Below are 19731 nucleotides of genomic sequence, written 5' to 3'. Positions count from 1 at the left end.
CTTCTCAGCAAACGAATAGAATTTCTGGAAAAAACCTTTCATATTGATTCATACAGGTGTATAAAAATCGTTAAGCTGAAAGCGAATAACAATAATGCAAAAAAGGACTGGGGAATCCACATGAAAAAATTATTACTCCCATTGGCGATAGGCAGTGCCTTAGCACTTGTCGGCTGTGGTAGCGGTGACAGTGCACCGGTTTCTGAACAAGAAGTCAGTGTCGCAGCGACGCGTGTCGCTTTTGATCCGTCTAACAGTGTTATCCCTGTACCAACAAATATCCTATTGAGTGGTACAGTTGACGGCACCTTGAACATTCCAGTTGCCGATCCATCCGACATCAGTAATCCGCAAGTTGCTTTAAATGGTCTCGATGGTTGGGGCACTCACTCAACACTCACGTTTGATTTTTCTTTGCCGGTTGACGAAAACGGCGATTCTGTCACTGTGACGCCTGCTAGTTTGGAAGCGCAGGGTTCCATTCGTATTTTTGAAACGGTGCAGGGTGGAAGCGCAGTATCAGAAGCTTGTGCGGCGGCAAGCCCTGCGGCGGCATGTGCCGTTGTTGGAGAGCTTGAACACGGCACCGACTTTACCGTAAAAGCCGTTGATAGCAATACCGTGGCTATTGTTCCATTGCGTCCACTGAAGCCTAAAACCGGTTACATTGTCGCGTTAACAAATAATATCCAAGATTCTTTAGGTCGTGATGTAAAAGCCTCACAGACCTATACGCTGATGAAGCGTAATGCTGACGAGAACCCGGTGTCTGGTGATGCGTCGGCAGTGTCACTGCAACGTCTGATCAATAGCTATGAAGGCGCGCTTGGTCAATATGGTGTCGATACCGACGGCGTTATTTATACGTCGAACTTCACCACTCAATCCGTTGGGGACGTGCTAAACGTCACTAAACAGTTGCTTGCACAACAAATCGCAGCACAGAATCCACCTGCGTTGGTTGCGCAAAATCAGGGCGTTTCGCTTGCTCAGGTATTGCAAGGGAACGGTGTGACTGATCCGCAAACCCTACAAATTGCTGCAGCTGCGCGCGTTTACGGTGGTCAGGTTACATTACCTTACTACTCGCCACTGCCTTCTCAATCGAATCCTCAGGCACCCGTTAATGGACGCTGGCGCGCGCAGTGCGATAGCCCCGCTTCAATTTTAGGTGCGATTCAACAGGGTGTGATTGACCCCGCTGGTGCGGGTATTCCAGCCGGCGCTATTGAAGATCCCAGTTTGTTGTTGCCACCCAACGCTTGCTTTGATTTCCCTGGGGTTGATGAAGAGCGCCACTTAACTAAGTTTAACCCCGTACCAGAAAAGCAGGATGATGTTGATGTACCGGCATTTGTGACTATTCCAGACCTCGCCGTTGTTAATCAAATTCGTCAGGCACGCGGTATGCCAACGCTTGATGGGGTGCCAGCGGGCGGCTGGCCTGTGGTCATCTTCCAACACGGTATTACAGGTAATAAGTCGAACGCAGCGGGTATCGCCGGTTCGCTAGCTGCTGCCGGTTTCGCGACGGTAGCGATTGATCATCCGTTACATGGTGACCGTGGCTTTGATTTGAACAATGATGGTACCGATGAAATCAATGCATCGGACAACGTGACTGCGTACATGAATCTGTCTAACTTATTAGCGGCTCGTGACAACGTTCGTCAGTCGATTGCTGATTTGATGGGTCTTCGTGTCAGCTTGAATTATTTCCAAGCAAGCGATGGCGCGCAGATAAACGGTCAAAAAGTGTTCTTCGTTGGTCACTCGCTAGGTGCTATCGCTGGTGTTGGCTTTACGGGTATCACTAATACACCGTTCCCTGAACAGTCGCCTCTCAGCGCACTGAATGGTCAATTTGCTGTACAAGCCACCTCACTGGCTATGCCAGGTGGCAGTGTTGCTAACTTCTTGCTTGCATCTCCGGCGTTTGAGAAAACAATTAAGAGCCAGTTGCTTTACTCAGGTAGCGAAGAGTTTGCCGCTGCGGTAAACGCTCAAGCAGAGCAGGCGGGTATTATTCCTGGCGGCGAAGGCTTCGACGCATTATTAGCGCAAGTTTATGATGGCTTTATTGCGCAAGCCTCTGAAGCTCAATTGGCGCAGATTAACTCAACCTTTGAACAGTTTGCTTTTGCAGCGCAGTCGGTATTGGATTCTGCAGATCCGGTCAACTACTCAGCAGCGGTTGTCGCGAATGACTCACCTGTTCACCTGATTGAGGCGGTCGGTGATAGCGTAATTCCGAATAATGTAGCTGGTAAGCCGTTAGCAGGTACTGAGCCACTGATTCGTTTGATGGGCTTGCCGAGTGTATCAGCGACAGTGACTTCAAGCGATGGAACGCCTGTATCCGGCGCGGTTCGTTTCCCAGAGGCGACTCATGGTTCAATTGTTGACCCATCTGCTTCACCTGCTTCAACGCAAGAAATGCAAACGCAGATCTTTAGCTGGTTTGGTTCGGGAATGTTACAACTTCCTGTAACCAACGAAGAAGTGGTACAGTAAGCGACTGGTAATGAGTCGACTAAACTGAACGCAGACATTTGCGTATAATAAAGGCCAGCAACTTTGCTGGCCTTTTGTTTTGGAAATAGGAGAAGTTATGGAGTTTCTCGCCGATATTGGTGGCTTTATTATAAAAGCAGGTGTCATCGTTGTCGCACTTGTAATTATTTTAGGTGTTGTGGCACAGACTGCACAAAAGCAAAAGCGCGGTAAGGGTGAGCTTGATGTCACTGACGTGTCGAAAGAACTTAATGAAATGCGAGATAGCTTGCGTATTGAGCTTCTTGACGGTAAGGCGCAGAAAAAAGCACAAAAGGCGCTGAAGAAGGCCCGTAAAGGCGAGCACAGTCCGCAGTCAAAACTGTTTGTTATTGACTTTAAAGGCTCGGTTGATGCCAAAGAAGTTGATAGCCTCAAGCGTGAAGTAAATGCGATCGTTAGTATCGCGACTGATCAGGATGAAGTGCTTGTTCGCTTAGAGAGCGGTGGTGGTGTTGTCCACGGCTACGGTTTGGGGGCTGCACAGCTACAACGACTGATTGACCATGGTTTAAAGGTGACTATCGCGGTTGATAAAGTCGCTGCTAGCGGTGGTTATATGATGGCCTGTGTGGGCAATAACATTCTATCGGCGCCGTTTGCGTTCATCGGTTCGATTGGTGTAGTTGCGCAACTACCGAATGTTAACAAGTGGCTTAAAAATCATGATATCGACATTGAGCAGATCACGGCTGGTGAATATAAGCGAACATTAACGGTACTGGGTGAGAACACCGAAGAAGGACGTCGTAAATTCAAGCAAGACTTGGAGTCGATCCATCACCAGTTCAAAGAGCATGTCCAGCGTCACCGTCCTGAATTAGATATAGAAAAAGTGGCCACGGGAGAAGTTTGGACAGGTACTGAAGCGCTTGAATTGGGTCTGGTTGATGAAGTGATTACCAGCGATGCGTGGATGTTGAAGCAATTGGACACACACCGTATTCTTAAAGTGGAATACAGTATTAAGAAACCGCTCAGCGAACGTTTTGCAAAAGGCGCCGCGACGTTGGTCAATACGCTGAAATCTTCGTTTACACGCAGCGACGTGTAACCACTCGGCAGTTGCTGTGCGTTTAACGCATGGCAACTACCCCTTGATTTGCTTTTCTGCTAGGCTATGGCGGTTTTTTTAGTCCGATAGACAACAAAAAGGACGCTTATGAGCGATAATAAAAAATTAAGTCTGACGACCCGCATTGTCATCGGTATGGTGGCAGGTATCGTGCTGGGTATGGCGCTACGCTATTTTGCAGGTGATTCGGCATGGGTCGATAGTTATTTGACCAATGGTTTGTTTAATGTCATTGGTCAAATATTTATCACATCATTGAAGATGCTAGTGGTACCACTTGTGTTGGTGTCCTTGGTAGTGGGCACGTGCTCGTTAAGTGATCCAAGCAAATTGGGACGTTTAGGCGGTAAAGCGGTCGGTATGTATTTAATAACCACCGCTATTGCGATTTCGATTGCTATTTTCTCGGCGATTTTGATTCAACCCGGTAGTGGTGTCGAACGTGCAAGTGACGCGACCTTTGAGCCCTCTGAGGCGCCTTCGTTGTCGCAAGTGATTATTGATCTATTCCCGGATAACCCAATTACTGCGATGGCAGAAGGCAATATGCTGCAGATTATCGTGTTTGCCTTATTACTGGGTATCGCGATGGCATTGGTAGGGAAGCCTGGGGAGCGCATCAAGGGACTGTTTGAGGACTTTAATGAAGTCATCATGAAGCTAGTGGTGATTTTGATGAGCATTGCGCCTTATGGTGTTTTCGCTTTGATGGCTAAGCTCTTCACCGAAACCGGACTGGGCATGATATCCAGTCTGGCGAAGTACTTCTTCTTAGTGCTCATCGTGCTACTGATTCATGGGTTTATTATTCATCCATTCTTATTAGGCGTGCTGGCGCGTGTTAAACCGGGCATCTTTATTCGGAAAATGCGTGATGCACAACTCTTTGGTTTTAGCACTGCCAGTAGTAATGCAACCATGCCGATTACGCTTGAAACCGTGACTAAGCGTTTAGGCGTGAGTAACTCTGTCGGTTCGTTTACCGTGCCGCTTGGAGCAACCATTAATATGGATGGCACTGCCATCATGCAGGGCGTGGCGACGGTATTCATCGCCCAAGTGTATGGACTGGATCTGTCAGTCGCTGATTATCTCATGGTGATTCTCACCGCAACACTCGCATCGGTGGGTACGGCGGGGGTGCCTGGGGTCGGCTTAATCATGCTCGCGATGGTTTTACAGCAGGTGGGTCTGCCCGTCGAGGGGATCGGCTTAATCATCGGTGTTGACCGGTTATTGGATATGACTCGTACCGCAGTCAATGTGACCGGCGATGCCATGGTCAGTTGTGTGGTTGCTAAGTCGGAAGGCGACTTCGACGAAGAAGTCTTCTACGACAAAGAAGCTGGCAAAAAATTGGAAGAACTGTAGGTCGCGCCTTAGGCGCGACAATCCGGTTCATTTGAATCGATTAAACGGGCATACCACTATGAAACTTAAAGTCGCCATCCGGCGACTTTATTAATTCCGCCTCAATATTTGCGAAGAAAGCAATTCGCTCACTGATATCCTCTCCGGCAATTTGCTGTGCCAAGGTTAGATAGTCTTGATAATGACGTGCTTCAGAACGCAACAGTGAAATATAGAACTGCCCTAAGCGCTCGTCTACGTGGGGTGCGATGGCGGCAAAGCGCTCGCAGGAACGCGCTTCGATGTAGGCACCACAAATTAACTTATCGATCAGTGCGGCAGGTTCGTATGTCCGTACGTGTGTCAGCAGGCCACGCGCATAACGACTCGAAGTAAGCTTGTCGTATTCGATGCCCAGTTCCTGTGTTATCTCCAATACTTGGTAAAAATGATGCAACTCCTCCTTGATCAACATGACCATTTTGTCGATCAACTCCTGACTGTATGGACGGTCTGATTTTGGCACCATACGCTTATTGAGTTTGTTATGGTCAGCCAGTGCTCGCCAGTCACCTACAAGACGATAGGTGTAGTCTTCATAAGGTTTAAGCCATGCCAATAGCGCTTGACCACTGGCTTCATCAACCGCGTAGCGGCGGATCAACAACATGGCACTTTGGGCCGCTTTCAACTCGCACACCATGTGATCACGCAGTAGCACAGGGAGTTGTTCAGGAGCCTTTGCTTTTTCTATCCATGCTTGCGGTGTGGCGCAAGGCAGGAAAGCGTGAATCGGTTCGAGTAACTGGGCAATATCGGGACTCATGTGAGACATGTTAAAGGCTATACTTCGTTTCTAAATAAAGGGATATTTTACGTGCTTACGAGGAAAACGAAAACCTCAACTTGAGCTGGATCGGGTTTTGTTAAGAAAACGTATTAAAAAATATCAGTGCGATCTTGACAGTATGAGAAATGTTCTTGATATTAGTGTAAAGCGTTGAATTTTTAGCCATATCAGACGGTCTTATAAGTGGCCTTAACAATGAAAAGTTAGCCGACAATAACAACAAGGTATGGTGCGTTTTCGAGGCCAACGCCTTAACACAAGGGGAAGCGATTATGTTACTTAATCATATTTGGGGCTTGTATGCTCACCCAATGGAAGAGTGGAAAACAATCGATGCACGTCATGAGAGCTTGAGTCACTCATTCACACACTTATTGTTTGTTGCACTACTGCCGTGCTTAGCAGCTTATTATTCCTCAGTCCACGTGGGATGGAGTATCGGTGCACGCGAGTCGATATCACTGACGCAAAGCAGCGGTGTGATGCTCGCTGTCGCGATGTATGTTGGCATTCTCGCAGCAGCGTTTGCATTAGCTTATTTAGTCTTTTGGATGGCAAAAACCTTTGGTGCGGATCCGAGCTTTACGCAGTCGCTTGAGCTCGCCGCGTATACGGCGACACCCGTCATTATGTCCGGTGTTGCCGCGCTTTATCCAGAGCTATGGTTCGTTTCGTTGGTCTTTTTGGCGGGCGTGGGCTATTCGGTATATCTTTTGTATGCGGGCATTCCCGTTCTCATGCATATTCCTGAAGAACGCGGCTTTCTATACGCAAGTTCGGTTGTAACCGCCGGTCTTATCTTAATGGTCATTTTGATGGTTGCAACGGCGATTCTTTGGACTAATGGCTTTGGTCCTCGCTTTATGTCTTGATGGCGATGCGACGGAAGCGTTGAATCATAAAAAAAGAGCCTGCGGGCTCTTTTTTTATTCCATATAAATACCGACGTACGTGTTTTGTTGCTGAATTTTTTGTGCGTCGTACCAGTCGCCCAGCACAATACGTTTGGCAGGACGTTCGGGTGCGAGTTCAAAACAGTGTATTGCCGCGCGGTGTGTATGACCATGAATAAGCTGTTGAACTTGGTGATTATTCATCGCCTTAACGACAGCAGCGTGCTGAGCATCCATCTGCTGTAAACGTTGATGGGACAGCGCTCGTTGAGTCCCCGAATTGGCGCGCAGTTTCTTGGCAATACTCATGCGCGTTTTAAGCGGTAAACGTGCCAGTAAAAATCGCGTGATAGGGTGTTGAATGACGGCGCGGTAGCGTAAGTAGCTTTGATCCGCCGTACAGAGCGTGTCACCGTGCATCAACAAAGTGCGTACACCATTGAGCTCGATAACCGTTTCATCTTTGAGCAGCGTCAGTCCCACTTCCCGTGCGAATTTTTTACCCAGCATAAAATCGCGGTTGCCGGGCATAAAATACACTTGCACACCGTGGTCTACCAGTTGTTTGAGTAACGACTTAATGTGCACAGCAAACTCACTGGGGTCGTCGTCACCTAACCAAGCCTCAAACAGATCACCGAGGATATAGAGCTTATCTAGACAGGCATTGCGCTCACAAAAAGCCTCGAACGCCGCGGTGATATCCGGGCGTTCAGGGCTCAAATGAAGGTCAGCAATAAACGCTGTGGTCATGCGTCCTCTTGGACGGTAACGCTTGTAATAACGACGTCTTCAACTGGAACGTCGGCGTGGAAGCCAGCCGTTGAAGTTTTGACACCTTTGATATTGTTAACTACGTCCATGCCTTCAACCACTTCAGCAAATACACAATAACCAAAGCCGTTAGGTGTTTCGTTTTGGAAATTAAGGAAGTGGTTGTCGTTCACATTGATAAAGAACTGTGACGAGGCTGAATGTGGAGCCGGGGTGCGTGCCATAGCGACCGTACCAGTCAGGTTCGGCTTTGCTGTTTTGGCTTCGTTTTCGATAGTGCCACGGGTGTCTTTTTGTGACATGCCGGGCTCAAAACCGCCACCTTGCACCATGAAGTTATCGATAACACGATGAAATAGCGTGTTTTCATAAAAACCGTCGCGTGCATACTGAAGAAAGTTTTCGACCGTTTTAGGAGCGGTCTCAGTGTGCATGGCTAAGGTGATGTCACCATAATTGGTATGTAAAACAACCTGCATTTTGGGTTCCTTAATACTACGACTAATCGGTCGCTAGTGTACCAGAGCCGACCGTTCAGTGGTATCATTAGTGGTTGAATCATAAAAACTGAATCGGTTTGTTCGTTTTGTCGACTAAAGCCAAATTACGGAGATACTATGGCACTGACACTGTTTAATACCCTGACCCGCGAGAAAGAAACCTTTACACCAAGAGAAGCAGGCCGTGTGGGTATGTACGTGTGTGGCGTGACCACATACGATTTGTGTCATATTGGTCATGCACGCACCTATGTAGCATTTGACGTGGTGGTCCGTTATTTAAGAAAAATTGGTTACGACGTGACTTATGTTCGCAATATTACCGATTTGGATGACAAAATTATTAAGCGAGCAGCTGAAAACGGTGAGCCTTTTGATGCATTGACCCAACGTTATATTGATGAGATGCATCGTGACTTTGCCGCCTTAAATTTGCTGGAACCCGATGTTGAGCCGCGTGTTACACAGCATATGGATGACATTATTCGTATGATTGAATCGTTGGTAACACAAGGCTACGCTTATCAAGCAGACAATGGCGATGTGTTGTTTGATGTATCAACCTTTGACGATTACGGTCGTTTAAGCCGCCAAAACTTGGAACAGTTGCAGGCAGGCGCGCGTGTTGACGTGGAAGCCAGCAAACTGGACCCGCTGGACTTTGTGTTATGGAAAAAGGCGAAGGCGGGCGAGCCGAGCTGGGATTCACCTTGGGGTGAGGGACGTCCAGGTTGGCACATTGAGTGCTCAGCGATGAATAAGGCACACTTAGGTGAAACCTTTGATATCCACGGTGGTGGGTCGGATTTAACGTTTCCACACCATGAAAATGAAATCGCCCAAAGTTGCTGCGCGAATCAAACCAACTATGTAAATTATTGGATGCACAGCGGTATGGTGCAGGTGGATGATGTGAAGATGTCGAAGTCATTGGGCAACTTCTTTACCATACGTGATGTATTAAACGCGTACGATGCTGAAACGGTGCGCTACTTCTTGCTATCAAGCCACTATCGTTCGCAACTGAACTACACGCAAGATAACCTAGAGCAGGCGCATGCGGCACTTGAACGACTCTACACTTCGTTGCGCGGGCTTACACCAGAGCAGCCCGACGAGAATCTGCGTTTACCTTACTGGAATCAGTTTACCGATGCGATGAATGATGACTTCAACGCGCCCGAAGCCATGAGTGTGCTATTTGAATTGGTGCGTGAAATTAACAAGGCGCGTGATAATGATGTTGTGCGTGCTGCACAGCTGGCTCATGTACTGGTTGAGCTTGCTGATGTATTGGGACTTTTACAGCAGTCACCGGAGAGTTTCCTGCAAGGTGGCGCTGATGATGAAGTTGCGTTGATCGAGGCATTGATTGCCCAGCGTAATAAAGCAAGAGCCGAGAAAGATTGGGCCGCTGCCGATGAAGCCCGTGACCGTCTTACTGAGATGGGGATTGTGCTTGAAGATGGTGCAAACGGCACGCAGTGGCGACGTTCATAAAAAAGAGAGGAAATTATGGCATTTGCAACCTTGCATTGTGTTGATGAACTTCAGCAAGCCATTGATAACGAACAGACCGATGCACTGATTGTTATCGGTCATTTTGCACATATTGAAAACACGCAGTTGAGCGAAACGATTCGTGCTGCTCAGGGCACAGACCAACGCGTGGGTAAAGAGGCACTGCTTATCAGTGCAAATGATGTGCCTGGCAACCGCATGGTAGTTGCACCAACAGGACCTTTAAACCGAGACTATGACGATGTTCGTCAAGTCTTTGATGCCGCGCATAAAGCTGCAAAAATCGCGCAAGATGCAGGCGCACGTCATCCGGTCATTTTGCTCAACGGTGTTAACGTTGAAGACGAACGTTATCAGCAGGCTTTTCTCGCCGCTTATTTAGGCTTCTGCCAAGCACTTTATCAACCGCTCGAAGCGCGCGAGTATCATGGCGAGGATGAAATCGAGCCAACGCGTGATGTGACTTTAGTGGGCGCATTAGATGCCGAGTGGGCAATGGCGATTGAAGCGGGCAAGCGTGTGGCGCGTGATTTGGCTGGCACTGAACCCGAGCGCATGGCGCCACCGCGTTTTGCCGAGTACTGCCGCAATGCGTTTGCGCACACGGCGGTTAAAGTGACTGTAATCGATGATTTTCAGCAGCTCGAACACGAGTATCCACTTGCAGCCGCTGTAGGACGCGCATCGGTGAGTGTTGAACGTCATCGTCCGTGTGTTATCCGTTTAGAATACAAAGGCAGCCAGCCAGAACGTCAAGTGATGTTCGCGGGTAAAGGGATTGTTTACGATACCGGTGGCGCCGACCTTAAAGTCGGTGGACACATGGCGGGCATGAGTCGTGATAAAGGTGGTGCGGCTGCAGTCGCTGGGTTTGTGAAAACCGTCGCTGAACTTGAACCGGCTAACTTACATGTGATCGCTGAAATTGGGGCGGTCCGTAACAGCATCGGCTCAGATGCTTTTGTTGCCGACGAAATCATTACTGGGCATAGCGGCAAACGAGTACGTATTGGTAACACCGATGCCGAAGGGCGCCTAGTGATGGCCGATTTACTCTCGCACTTGCGTGAGGAAGCGGCGGCAAGTGATTTACCAAGTGAGCTATACACTGTAGCGACGTTAACGGGCCACGCTGCGTTAGCAAAAGGGCCATACACAGCGTTAGTACCGAATGGTCCTGCGCGCCGTGGTCAACTTGCGCAGCAACTGTTTGATGTGGGCGAAGTCTATGGCGATCCAGCAGAGATTTCATGGTCACGTCGTGAAGACTTTGATTTTGTGAAGGGACACACCCTGTGCGATGACCTTTTATCGTCTAACAATGGGCCTTCGGCGACCACTGCACGCGGACACCAGTTCCCAATGGCGTTCTTAGTCGGTGTGTCGGGATTGGATGCACACGGTATCGATAGCGATAAACCGCTCAGCTATGTGCATGTTGATATCGCTGGTAGCGGTGTTGAGGGAGGCGATTGGCAGCATGGTAAGCCCACCGCTGCGCCTGTGACCTGCTTATCTGCGCATTACTTAAAACGTTAAGTGTGAAGCGCTAACGCGTTAGTTTGAGGGTGGGCTACAGCCCACCTTTTTGTGTCCATTAATTCATCAATTCGTCACAATTCAACGTTAGCCTCTAACCATGTTGCACATGGAGGCACCTGTAATGTTAAACGTTGAACAAGTTGTTAAAGAACGACTTCCCAAGCTAGAAAACAAACCTTGGCTCTACAAGCCGACCACCTGGCTACTTAAAAATTTACTCCACGAAAGCGATATCAAAGATTTCAGTCAGCGTTATCCCAACCTACAAGGCATTGATTTTGTCGAGCAAGTTCTCGACTACTTCAACTTTACTTACTCTTACCGTAGTGCAGAGCTCGATAATATTCCGACCACGGGACGGGTGGTGATCATTGCCAACCATCCGATTGGCTCGCTCGATGGTCTCGCCTTATTAAAAATGGTCAGTGAAGTGCGTAGTGACGTGAAAATCGTTGCCAATGACTTGCTGATGAAACTGCCGCCACTGCAGAGTATGTTGTTACCGGTGCGGGTGTTTAACGGGCGTACGAGCCGAGACGATGTTAAAGCCATTCATCAGCACCTACATGACGAGGGTGTGGTGATTGTTTTTCCTTCGGGTGAGGTGTCTCGATTGCGCCCTCAAGGCGTGCGCGATACACAGTGGCAAGCGGGGTTTTTAAAGTTAGCTAAAGCCACACAGTCGGATATATTGCCGATCCGCCTGGAAGCACACAACTCGGCACTATTTTATACGGCATCAATGGTGTACAAGCCGTTAGCGACGCTATTGTTGGTGAAGGAGATGTTTCGCCAGCAAACCAAACAGGTCAGTTGTCGTATTGGTCAGTTGATTCCTCATAAGACTATTACGCAACATCAACACCTTGCCATGAAACAGCAAGTGAAGCTGTTTAAGAAGCACTTGTATCGTGTGGGTACGGCTAAACCGACTATCTTGCCGACCTTGACACCGATTGCGCGGCCTGAGCCTAGACAAGCGCTCAAGCAAGCGATAGAGGCATGTGAACATTTAGGCAACACGCCTTGTGGTAAAGCGATTTATTGCTACCGCTTTGATGGCAGTTCACCATTATTGCGCGAAATTGGGCGTTTGCGAGAAGTGGCGTTTCGTGCGGTAGGAGAGGGTACATGGCAGCGCCGCGATTTGGATGACCATGACTTATACTATATGCACCTTATTGTTTGGGACGCAGAAGACCTGGAAATTGCTGGTGCTTACAGACTCGGTGAGTGTGCAAAAATCATTCAGAAAGTGGGTCCCAAGGGACTTTATAGCCGTCATTTTTACCAATTTGAACGGGGCATGGATGATATTTTTGCTGAGGGATTAGAGTTGGGCCGTTCGTTTGTGCAGCCGCGCTATTGGGGGAAACGGAGCCTGGAGTATCTTTGGATGGGGATCGGAGCACTACTGAACCAGCACCCTGAGTACCGTTATCTATTTGGTTCGGTCAGTATTAGCAATACCTTGCCCGAGCCGGCTAAGCAGGCATTGGTGGCGTTTTACCGTCATTATTTCCCGGCTCAACAGCGCTTGGCCGTTGCTAATCATGCGTTTCGGGTGACTGAACATCCGGGCTTTGAGCTCAAAGGTGATCATTATGATGATGACTTTAAAGCGTTAAAGTCGTATTTGAGTAGCTTGGGGGCGAGTGTACCGACGCTCTATAAGCAGTATTCTGAGTTATGCGAGCAAGGCGGTGTGCAGTTCTTAGAGTTTGGTGTGGACCCTGATTTTAGTGACTCAATCGACGGTTTGGTGTTAGTGGACATCCACCGTTTAAAAGCGCGCAAACGTAAACGCTATTTGGGCGTGGGCGCATAACTCGTCGATTATTAGACACAAAAAAAGGCCTCGCATTAGCGAGGCCTTTTCATTTAGGCGACTATTTTAGTCTTTAAACTGCTTACCGAAGTAAGAGTCTTTTAACCAATGTGGACGCTGCGGATCGTTAGCGATTTCTTTACCGATTTCGTAGTTAATATCAGTAAAGCGCGTTGCTGATTCGTAGTTCACTTCTAAATTGTGAAGGTCATCACTTGGACGGTGATAGTTTTCAGCGAAGAATTTACCCCACACTTCGCCACCATCTTCACCTTCGGTGCGTGACGTAAATCCGGTCATTAAGAATACCGCAGGGATACCTTTCTTAACCAGCGTGTAGTGATCTGAACGAGTAAAGATCGCCTGCTCTGGCATTGGATCAGGGCTTTGCTCAATATTGAACTTAGCCGCTGCTTTTGAAACCGTCTCACCTAACGTTGAGTGTGATGCACCAAACGCAATGACGTCTGCAAAATCATACAGCAGTACCGGCATATCTAGGTTCACGTTAGCGACGATGCTATTAAGGGGAACTGTTGGGTTATTAGCGAAGTAATCAGCACCCAATAGGCCTTTTTCTTCTGCCGTTACTGCCAAGAACATGATAGAACGTTTGTTGTCTAAACCTGAGTCAACAAACATACGTGCTGTTTCTAGCATGACGGAGACACCCGATGCGTTATCCATCAAACCGTTATTGATGGTGTCATCGCTACTCAAGTCTTTAACAACGCCGATATGGTCAGCGTGTGCGGTGTATACCACATACTCGTCTTTCAGCTTCGGATCGGTCCCCGGTAAGACAGCTGCCACGTTAGGGCTGGTGGTTTCTTCGTGGTTAGATTCTTTCGCCAAAGAAACTGAGCCGTTAAGCGCAAAACCTTTTGGTGAAGCGTTTGGATCTTCTTCGATCTGCTTAAAGATATCTTCCAGCGGTTTCTCAGCACCTTCAAACATCGCTTTTGCGGCATCGATATTGACGTAGGCAGAACCCATTAATTGCTGTTCTTCACCTTGTGGCAGACCGTTTGGACCAATCCACGTCATACGAGGGGTTTTAGTGTAGTAGACACTGGTTTCAAACTTGCGTACTTTTTCGCGCTCTGGCGTGTGCAAGGTGATAATACCTACAGCCCCTTTTTCACGCGCGATATCGCCTTTAATGTTAGCTAAGTGAGCGCCTTCTTCACTTGGTAGATCAGCTGGACGACCTGTTAGCATAACCACGATTTTGCCTTCAACATCAAGGCCCGCATAATCGTCTAAGCCAAATTCAGGCGCTTCCATGCCATAGCCAACGAAGACCAAGGGTGCAGTGACTTCGCTACGTTGACTATAGTGACTTGGACCTGTGATAAATTGTTTACCAAAAGTGAACTCAGTGGTTTCGCCATCAACTGAGTATGACATTTTCGCACTGTTAGGTACCAAGGTACTAATTCTAAACGGAATACGTTGGAAATAGGTTCCGTCGTCGCCGGCTGGTTGTAAGCCCATTTGCTTAAACTCAGAAGCGATGTATTTTGCCGCGATTTCATGACCACGACTTCCTGTTTCGCGACCGCGTAGGTCGTCACTTGCCAAGAACTCAAGGTGCGCTTTGATGTTTTGTTTTTGCGCACTGACTTCAGGTGCTTGAGAAGTGGTTGTATCCTGACCACCACATGCCGCTAGCGACGCAGCTAACAGCGTGGGGATGAGCAAGCGTGTTACTTTCATCAGTTAGGTTCCCATAGTTGTCTTCGTTGTTACATCAGCCACAGTGTACCCCACGTTATACAGAATCACTACCACGTCAACAAACAAGAGTGTTGCAAAACGTAAACCAGACATGTAATGTTATATTATAACATTAACCGGTTAGAGCTCTCCTTGAGTAACAATAAGAGTAGGTATATTTATGAAGTCGTTAAATGCAATCACCCTTGCTGTGTTAGCTGCTTTGCCAGCCAGCGCCCTCGCTCAAGCACAACAGCAATCGAAAGAAGATAGTCGCTCAAATAAGGTGGACGAAACTCTCGTGATCCAAGCGAGTCCGTTGAATAAGACACCGCTTGAAAGCGCTCAACCTGTGAATATTATTTCTGGTGACGAATTAAAACTCAAACAAGCACATAGTCTGGGTGAAACGCTCGCACTAGAGCCTGGTATTAATAACACGCATTTTGCCAGCGTCGCTGGTAGTCCAATTATTCGGGGTCTCGGTGGACCGCGAGTGAAAGTGACACAGAATGGTTTGGATACCGGGGATGTATCTCGAGGTAGCCCCGATCATGCGGTAACAACCGAAACTAGCACTGCGGAACAAATTGAGGTCTTACGGGGGCCTGCGACTTTACTCTACGGTAGTGGTGCTATTGGTGGCGTGGTGAATGTAGTCGACGAACGTATCCCCTCGGCACCCGTCTATGGCCTTGAGGGCAGTGTTAATGTGAACTACGACAGTGTAAACAACGGCCGTGGTGGTTCATATGATATGACGGTGGGTAATGGCGACTGGGCGCTTTATGTCGATGCGCATCGCCGTTTGTCGGATAACTACGATACACCTGACTTTATCAATGATGAAGGCGAAGTATTAGACCACGTCGAAAATAGTTTTGTTGATTCGAAAGGCGGTACTGTAGGTGCTTCTTATCAGTTCGATAACGGTTATTTTGGTATCTCTTATCAAGGTCTTTATCAAGAATATGGAATTCCGGGCCATGAACATCATCATCATGACGAAGCTGGGCATGAAGAGGAGCCCGCGCACGCTGAGGCTGCAGGACCTTTTGCCGACTTAGAACAGAAACGCTGGCAAATTGCCGGTGAGCTCCGTGACCCCTTTAGCGGTTTCGAGGTAATTGAAATGCGCGCTGCGCTGACTGATTACCAACATAGCGAAATTGAGGGCGACACCGTAGGCACTCAATTTAAAAACCAGCAAAAAGAAGTTCGACTGACCGCGCGTCATGCGCCTATTGCAGGCTGGAGTGGCGCTATTGGTTTTCAGTGGGACTCTGCCGATAAAACAGCGCGTGGTGAAGAAGCCTTTACGCCAGATGCCAAGCGTCGGAGCCAAGGTGTTTTCTGGGTGGTTGAGCGTGAAATAGACAATCATCATGTCGACTTGGGCATTCGCCAAGAGCGGACCGATCTGAGTAGCACTGAGCTGGCGCTTAATACGTTTAATGCCACCTCATTATCGGCGGGCTACATGTATCATATTGATGATGCAAGCTCATTTTCAGTGAATCTCTCTCATTCAGAGCGTGCGCCTAGCGCGACTGAGGTATTCTCCAACGGTGAACATTTCGCTACACGCACCTACGAACTAGGTACGCTTTACGAATTGCATGATGAAGGCAATGGTGAATACCATTTGCATCAAGAAAACACGGACATCAAACTCGAGACGTCCAACAATATTGATGTAGGTTATCACTTTGAAACCGATCGCGTTCACGTGCAAGCGAACGTTTTCTACAATCGCGTCGATGACTTTATTTACGAGCGTTTTACCGGCATTAACTCGACCGCGATTCACACCGATGAGCACCATGATGAGCATGCGGGCGAAGCCGCCCATGATCATGCGCATGATGGCGATGGCTTGATGGTGGTGCAATTTTCTCAAGCCGATGTCAACCTCTACGGCTACGAGTTAGAGGCCGATTATCGATTAACGGATGCGTGGTCGGTCCATGGTTTCAGTGACTATACGCGTGCGGAATTGCGCGATGGTGGCGATTTGCCACGCATCCCCGCGCAACGTGTAGGTACTGAAGTGCGTTATCAAGCGACTCATTGGGACGGCGCGATTGGCTATACGCGTTATTTAACGCAGGATAAAATTGCCGCTAATGAGACAGAGACGGATGGTTTTGGTCTACTCAATGCACACGCGAGCTTTTATCCGAACTGGCTAGCACAATATGGTGCGACGGTTTATTTGAAGGGCGAGAATCTGACCAACCAATTGGGTCGTGTGCATAGTTCGTTCTTAAAAGATGATGCACCGATGGCAGGGCGTAACTTTAAAATTGGTGTGTCAGTGACCTTTTAACATTGTTTATTGAACGCATCGACTGAACATTACGCAGCATCTTTGGTATTCTCTCGCTGTTAAAAAAAACAGGGAACCCATGATGCTGCGTTTTTCATTATTATCAGCCAGTGTGATTCTGGCCTCAGTGGTGATGCAACCACAAGTTGAAAGCAAAGAACTATCTATTGAGCGAATTTTTAGCTCCCCATCACTTTCCGGCGACTCGATGCGAGCGCTGCGTTTCTCACCCGACGGTCAACGTTTGACCTACTTAAAAGGTCGCGCTGATGATGCCAGTCATTATGACCTTTGGTCTTACAATTTAGCCACCGAAAAGCATCAGCGTTTAGTGAATGCGGATGACGTGTTTGCCGGTGAGGAAGTCTTATCCGATGAGGAAAAGGCGCGTCGTGAACGCTTAAGGTTGAGTGGCTCCGGCATTGTGAGTTATCAGTGGTCAGCACAGTCCGATGCGTTGCTATTTCCGTTAGCCGGTGATGTTTATTACTATTCACTTGAAACTGGCAAGGCACGCCAAATTACCCATACCGAAGCGTTTGAAACCGACGCAAAGTTGTCGCCTCAAGGACATTATGTTTCTTATATCCGTGAGCAAAACCTGTATGTTTACTCTTTGGAAACGGGTACCGAACAGGCAATCACGCGCTCGGGCAAAGACACCATTAAATATGGTATGGCAGAGTTTGTCGCGCAAGAAGAAATCGATCGTATGACCGGATATTGGTGGTCACCGAACGAACGTAAAATTGCCTTAACACGGGTCGACGAGTCTCCCGTTGATATCGCGGTACGGAGTGAGATTTATGCTGATCACATTGATATGATCGAGCAGCGCTACCCGTTTGCTGGTACACCGAATGTTGATATTGACTTAGGTGTGGTGGATGTTGATTTCAGTGGTGCGGATAACCTTGAATCTGGAATCAAATGGCTTGGACTCGACGAATTAGGTGACGGCTACTTAGCACGTGTTAAATGGCTCAAAGACAGTCAACGTTTCAGTTATCAGTGGCAAAGTCGCGACCAGCAACGACTCGACCTGCATATGGTTGATGTGAATGATACGGCCGACAATGTGATTTTAACTGAAACGAGCGATAGCTGGGTTAATCTAAACGACGATCTCTATTTTCTTGATGACAACAAGCATTTTATTTGGGCATCAGAGCGCAGCGGTTACAAGCACCTTTACCTGTATCGTGTTGATGGTGGGTTGATTCGTCAATTAACCTCGGGGGACTGGCAGGTCGATGAACTTGCAGCCATTGATGAGAAAACCGGGGTGTTTTATTTTACTGGACGCGAGAAGTCACCGCTTGAGCTGCACTTGTATCGAAATCAGCTAAATACCACATCACCTGCAACACCGAGTCGCATTACCGAGCAAGAGGGGATGCACCATATACAGTTTGCGGCCGACGGAAGCTCGTATGTGGATACTTTTGAGTCTTATAAACAGCCGCCGCAGATCAGTTTAAATGGTCCGACCGGTAAACGTCTGACTTGGCTAAAAGAAAACAAAATCGACGACCAACATCCGTTAAAGCCGTATTGGCGGGATTGGTTGTATCCCGAATTTGGGACCTTGGAAGCTGAAGATGGGCAAACACTCTATTACCAGCTCACCAAGCCTGCTAATTTTGATTCTAGCAAACAATACCCTGTCATGGTCTATGTTTACGGTGGACCGGGCGCTCAAGTCGTCACTAAAGGCTGGGGCAATTACTTAGTTCAATACATGGCTCAGCAAGGCTATGTTGTATTCAGTGTCGACAACCGAGGTTCGTTCAATCGTGGTAAGGCATTTGAGGCACCGATCTATAAGAATATGGGGACGCCTGAAATCGCTGATCAAATTCGTGGTGTTGAGTTCTTACGCACGCTCGATTATGTCGATCCTGAACGTATCGGGATTCACGGTCACAGCTATGGTGGCTATATGACGTTAATGGCGATGTTTAAGGCGTCAAACTACTTTGCCGCCGGCGTTTCTGGTGCACCGGTAACCGATTGGCGCTTGTATGATACGCATTATACTGAGCGTTATATGGGGATGCCACAGCAGGGTGATGCGTATGAGAAAGCGTCGGTATTTCCTTATACGGACGGGTTAAGCGGTGACTTGATGATTTATCACGGTATGGCCGATGACAACGTGTTATTTACGCACAGTACGAAGCTCTATAAGCAGTTGCAGGATAATGCACAGCCATTCCAAATGATGAATTACCCGGGTAAGAAGCACTCGCTTAATGGTAAGAATACGCGTATTCATCGTTACCAATTAATTGCCAACTTTTTTCAACAAACGTTGAAGCAATAATAGGTTATACTAGCGACTCTGAAACGAATTTAAACTGTTGAGGAGTCGCTATGCGCTTTTTATCTCGCCGTTTGGTCATGCCCAATGACCTCAATTTTGCAGGTTCTCTATTCGGTGGTCGTATCCTCGAGTGGATTGATGAAGAAGCCTATATTTTTGCGAGTTGCCAGCTTGGTGCTAAGAGTTTGGTGACCAAGCACATTGGCGCTATTACCTTCGAAACCTCAGCGTTTCAAGGCGATGTGGTTGAGTTTGGTTTACAGGTTAAGTCAGCCGGTCGTACTTCATTGAATATTACTTGTGTGGTTCGTAATAAGCATACTAAGCAAAATATTTGTACGGCTGATGATATTGTCTTTGTACACATCGATCCAGAGACCCGTCAACCGACGCCTCACGGCAAAACAAAAGAAGAGCTGGATGAATTTAACTTCGATAGTTAATAATGACTGAGTTTAAAAAACGGCGCAT

14 protein-coding genes are annotated in these 19731 nt (G+C 47.9%); 10 read left to right on the top strand and 4 right to left on the bottom strand.

The window, feature by feature from the left end:
* Window positions 1–120 precede the first annotated feature (120 nt).
* The 3 genes from ABNS04_RS03800 (at window position 121) to ABNS04_RS03790 (ending at window position 4999) form a co-directional block, all read left to right on the top strand.
* Window positions 121–2514 carry a VolA/Pla-1 family phospholipase gene (locus tag ABNS04_RS03800; RefSeq protein WP_272977293.1) on the top strand — a complete coding sequence of 798 codons (2394 nt, stop codon included), beginning with the start codon at window positions 121–123 and terminating at the stop codon, window positions 2512–2514.
* A gap of 97 nt (window positions 2515–2611) precedes the next feature.
* Window positions 2612–3607 (top strand): protease SohB, encoded by a 996-nt coding sequence (sohB, locus tag ABNS04_RS03795; protein WP_272977292.1) that lies wholly within the window; start codon window positions 2612–2614, stop codon window positions 3605–3607.
* Between the two features lie 108 nt (window positions 3608–3715).
* The gene (locus ABNS04_RS03790) at window positions 3716–4999 is read left to right on the top strand and encodes a dicarboxylate/amino acid:cation symporter (protein ID WP_006955091.1); all 1284 of its coding nucleotides are present in this window, start codon (window positions 3716–3718) and stop codon (window positions 4997–4999) included.
* Window positions 5000–5039: 40 nt separating this feature from the next.
* On the opposite strand, the gene miaE is transcribed toward ABNS04_RS03790, so the two are convergent.
* Window positions 5040–5813 (bottom strand): tRNA isopentenyl-2-thiomethyl-A-37 hydroxylase MiaE, encoded by a 774-nt coding sequence (gene miaE / locus ABNS04_RS03785; RefSeq protein WP_348671194.1) that lies wholly within the window; start codon window positions 5811–5813, stop codon window positions 5040–5042.
* Window positions 5814–6100: 287 nt separating this feature from the next.
* On the opposite strand from miaE, the gene ABNS04_RS03780 reads away from it, so the two are divergent.
* Complete coding sequence (locus ABNS04_RS03780) at window positions 6101–6700, top strand: Yip1 family protein (protein ID WP_272977290.1); 600 nt, start codon at window positions 6101–6103, stop codon at window positions 6698–6700.
* Between the two features lie 54 nt (window positions 6701–6754).
* On the opposite strand, the gene ABNS04_RS03775 is transcribed toward ABNS04_RS03780, so the two are convergent.
* Complete coding sequence (locus tag ABNS04_RS03775; protein ID WP_272977289.1) at window positions 6755–7474, bottom strand: UDP-2,3-diacylglucosamine diphosphatase; 720 nt, start codon at window positions 7472–7474, stop codon at window positions 6755–6757.
* The gene (locus ABNS04_RS03770; protein ID WP_272977288.1) at window positions 7471–7974 is read right to left on the bottom strand and encodes a peptidylprolyl isomerase; all 504 of its coding nucleotides are present in this window, start codon (window positions 7972–7974) and stop codon (window positions 7471–7473) included. The genes ABNS04_RS03775 and ABNS04_RS03770 overlap by 4 nt, the downstream gene beginning before the upstream one ends.
* A 138-nt stretch (window positions 7975–8112) precedes the next feature.
* On the opposite strand from ABNS04_RS03770, the gene cysS reads away from it, so the two are divergent.
* The 3 genes from cysS to ABNS04_RS03755 all read left to right on the top strand — a co-directional run bounded on the left by cysS (window position 8113) and on the right by ABNS04_RS03755 (window position 12886).
* On the top strand, window positions 8113–9495 hold the full coding sequence (cysS, locus tag ABNS04_RS03765) for a cysteine--tRNA ligase (RefSeq protein WP_272977287.1): 1383 nt from the start codon (window positions 8113–8115) through the stop codon (window positions 9493–9495).
* Window positions 9496–9510: 15 nt separating this feature from the next.
* Window positions 9511–11055, top strand: a complete 1545-nt coding sequence (locus ABNS04_RS03760; protein ID WP_272977286.1) for a leucyl aminopeptidase family protein — start codon at window positions 9511–9513, stop codon at window positions 11053–11055.
* Between the two features lie 124 nt (window positions 11056–11179).
* Window positions 11180–12886: a GNAT family N-acyltransferase gene (locus ABNS04_RS03755; protein ID WP_348671193.1), complete on the top strand. Its 1707-nt coding sequence runs from the start codon at window positions 11180–11182 to the stop codon at window positions 12884–12886.
* A gap of 66 nt (window positions 12887–12952) precedes the next feature.
* Here ABNS04_RS03755 and ABNS04_RS03750 read toward each other — a convergent pair whose 3' ends face one another.
* On the bottom strand, window positions 12953–14605 hold the full coding sequence (locus ABNS04_RS03750) for a M28 family metallopeptidase (protein WP_272977283.1): 1653 nt from the start codon (window positions 14603–14605) through the stop codon (window positions 12953–12955).
* Window positions 14606–14786: 181 nt separating this feature from the next.
* Between ABNS04_RS03750 and ABNS04_RS03745 the strand changes: the two genes are divergently transcribed.
* The 3 genes from ABNS04_RS03745 to ABNS04_RS03735 all read left to right on the top strand — a co-directional run bounded on the left by ABNS04_RS03745 (window position 14787) and on the right by ABNS04_RS03735 (window position 19703).
* On the top strand, window positions 14787–16934 hold the full coding sequence (locus ABNS04_RS03745; RefSeq protein WP_348671192.1) for a TonB-dependent receptor: 2148 nt from the start codon (window positions 14787–14789) through the stop codon (window positions 16932–16934).
* Between the two features lie 82 nt (window positions 16935–17016).
* Window positions 17017–19260 (top strand): DPP IV N-terminal domain-containing protein, encoded by a 2244-nt coding sequence (locus ABNS04_RS03740; RefSeq protein WP_272977308.1) that lies wholly within the window; start codon window positions 17017–17019, stop codon window positions 19258–19260.
* Between the two features lie 50 nt (window positions 19261–19310).
* Window positions 19311–19703, top strand: coding sequence for a hotdog domain-containing protein (locus ABNS04_RS03735; RefSeq protein ID WP_006955104.1), 393 nt, complete (start codon window positions 19311–19313; stop codon window positions 19701–19703).
* The last annotated feature ends 28 nt before the right edge of the window (window positions 19704–19731 follow it).

Origin of the sequence: uncultured Idiomarina sp. (assembly GCF_964010655.1) — a bacterium.
GTDB classification, from domain to species: Bacteria; Pseudomonadota; Gammaproteobacteria; order Enterobacterales; family Alteromonadaceae; genus Idiomarina; species Idiomarina baltica.
This window is presented reverse-complemented; position numbering and strand designations above follow the sequence as displayed.

Bases quoted from the DNA above. Each gene is read 5' to 3' on its own strand.
- ABNS04_RS03800 (WP_272977293.1), top strand. From the start codon at position 121: ATGAAAAAATTATTACTCCCATTGGCGATAGGCAGTGCCTTAGCACTT.
- sohB (WP_272977292.1), top strand. From the start codon at position 2,612: ATGGAGTTTCTCGCCGATATTGGTGGCTTTATTATAAAAGCAGGTGTC.
- ABNS04_RS03790 (WP_006955091.1), top strand. From the start codon at position 3,716: ATGAGCGATAATAAAAAATTAAGTCTGACGACCCGCATTGTCATCGGT.
- miaE (WP_348671194.1), bottom strand. From the start codon at position 5,813: ATGTCTCACATGAGTCCCGATATTGCCCAGTTACTCGAACCGATTCAC.
- ABNS04_RS03780 (WP_272977290.1), top strand. From the start codon at position 6,101: ATGTTACTTAATCATATTTGGGGCTTGTATGCTCACCCAATGGAAGAG.
- ABNS04_RS03775 (WP_272977289.1), bottom strand. From the start codon at position 7,474: ATGACCACAGCGTTTATTGCTGACCTTCATTTGAGCCCTGAACGCCCG.
- ABNS04_RS03770 (WP_272977288.1), bottom strand. From the start codon at position 7,974: ATGCAGGTTGTTTTACATACCAATTATGGTGACATCACCTTAGCCATG.
- cysS (WP_272977287.1), top strand. From the start codon at position 8,113: ATGGCACTGACACTGTTTAATACCCTGACCCGCGAGAAAGAAACCTTT.
- ABNS04_RS03760 (WP_272977286.1), top strand. From the start codon at position 9,511: ATGGCATTTGCAACCTTGCATTGTGTTGATGAACTTCAGCAAGCCATT.
- ABNS04_RS03755 (WP_348671193.1), top strand. From the start codon at position 11,180: ATGTTAAACGTTGAACAAGTTGTTAAAGAACGACTTCCCAAGCTAGAA.
- ABNS04_RS03750 (WP_272977283.1), bottom strand. From the start codon at position 14,605: ATGAAAGTAACACGCTTGCTCATCCCCACGCTGTTAGCTGCGTCGCTA.
- ABNS04_RS03745 (WP_348671192.1), top strand. From the start codon at position 14,787: ATGAAGTCGTTAAATGCAATCACCCTTGCTGTGTTAGCTGCTTTGCCA.
- ABNS04_RS03740 (WP_272977308.1), top strand. From the start codon at position 17,017: ATGCTGCGTTTTTCATTATTATCAGCCAGTGTGATTCTGGCCTCAGTG.
- ABNS04_RS03735 (WP_006955104.1), top strand. From the start codon at position 19,311: ATGCGCTTTTTATCTCGCCGTTTGGTCATGCCCAATGACCTCAATTTT.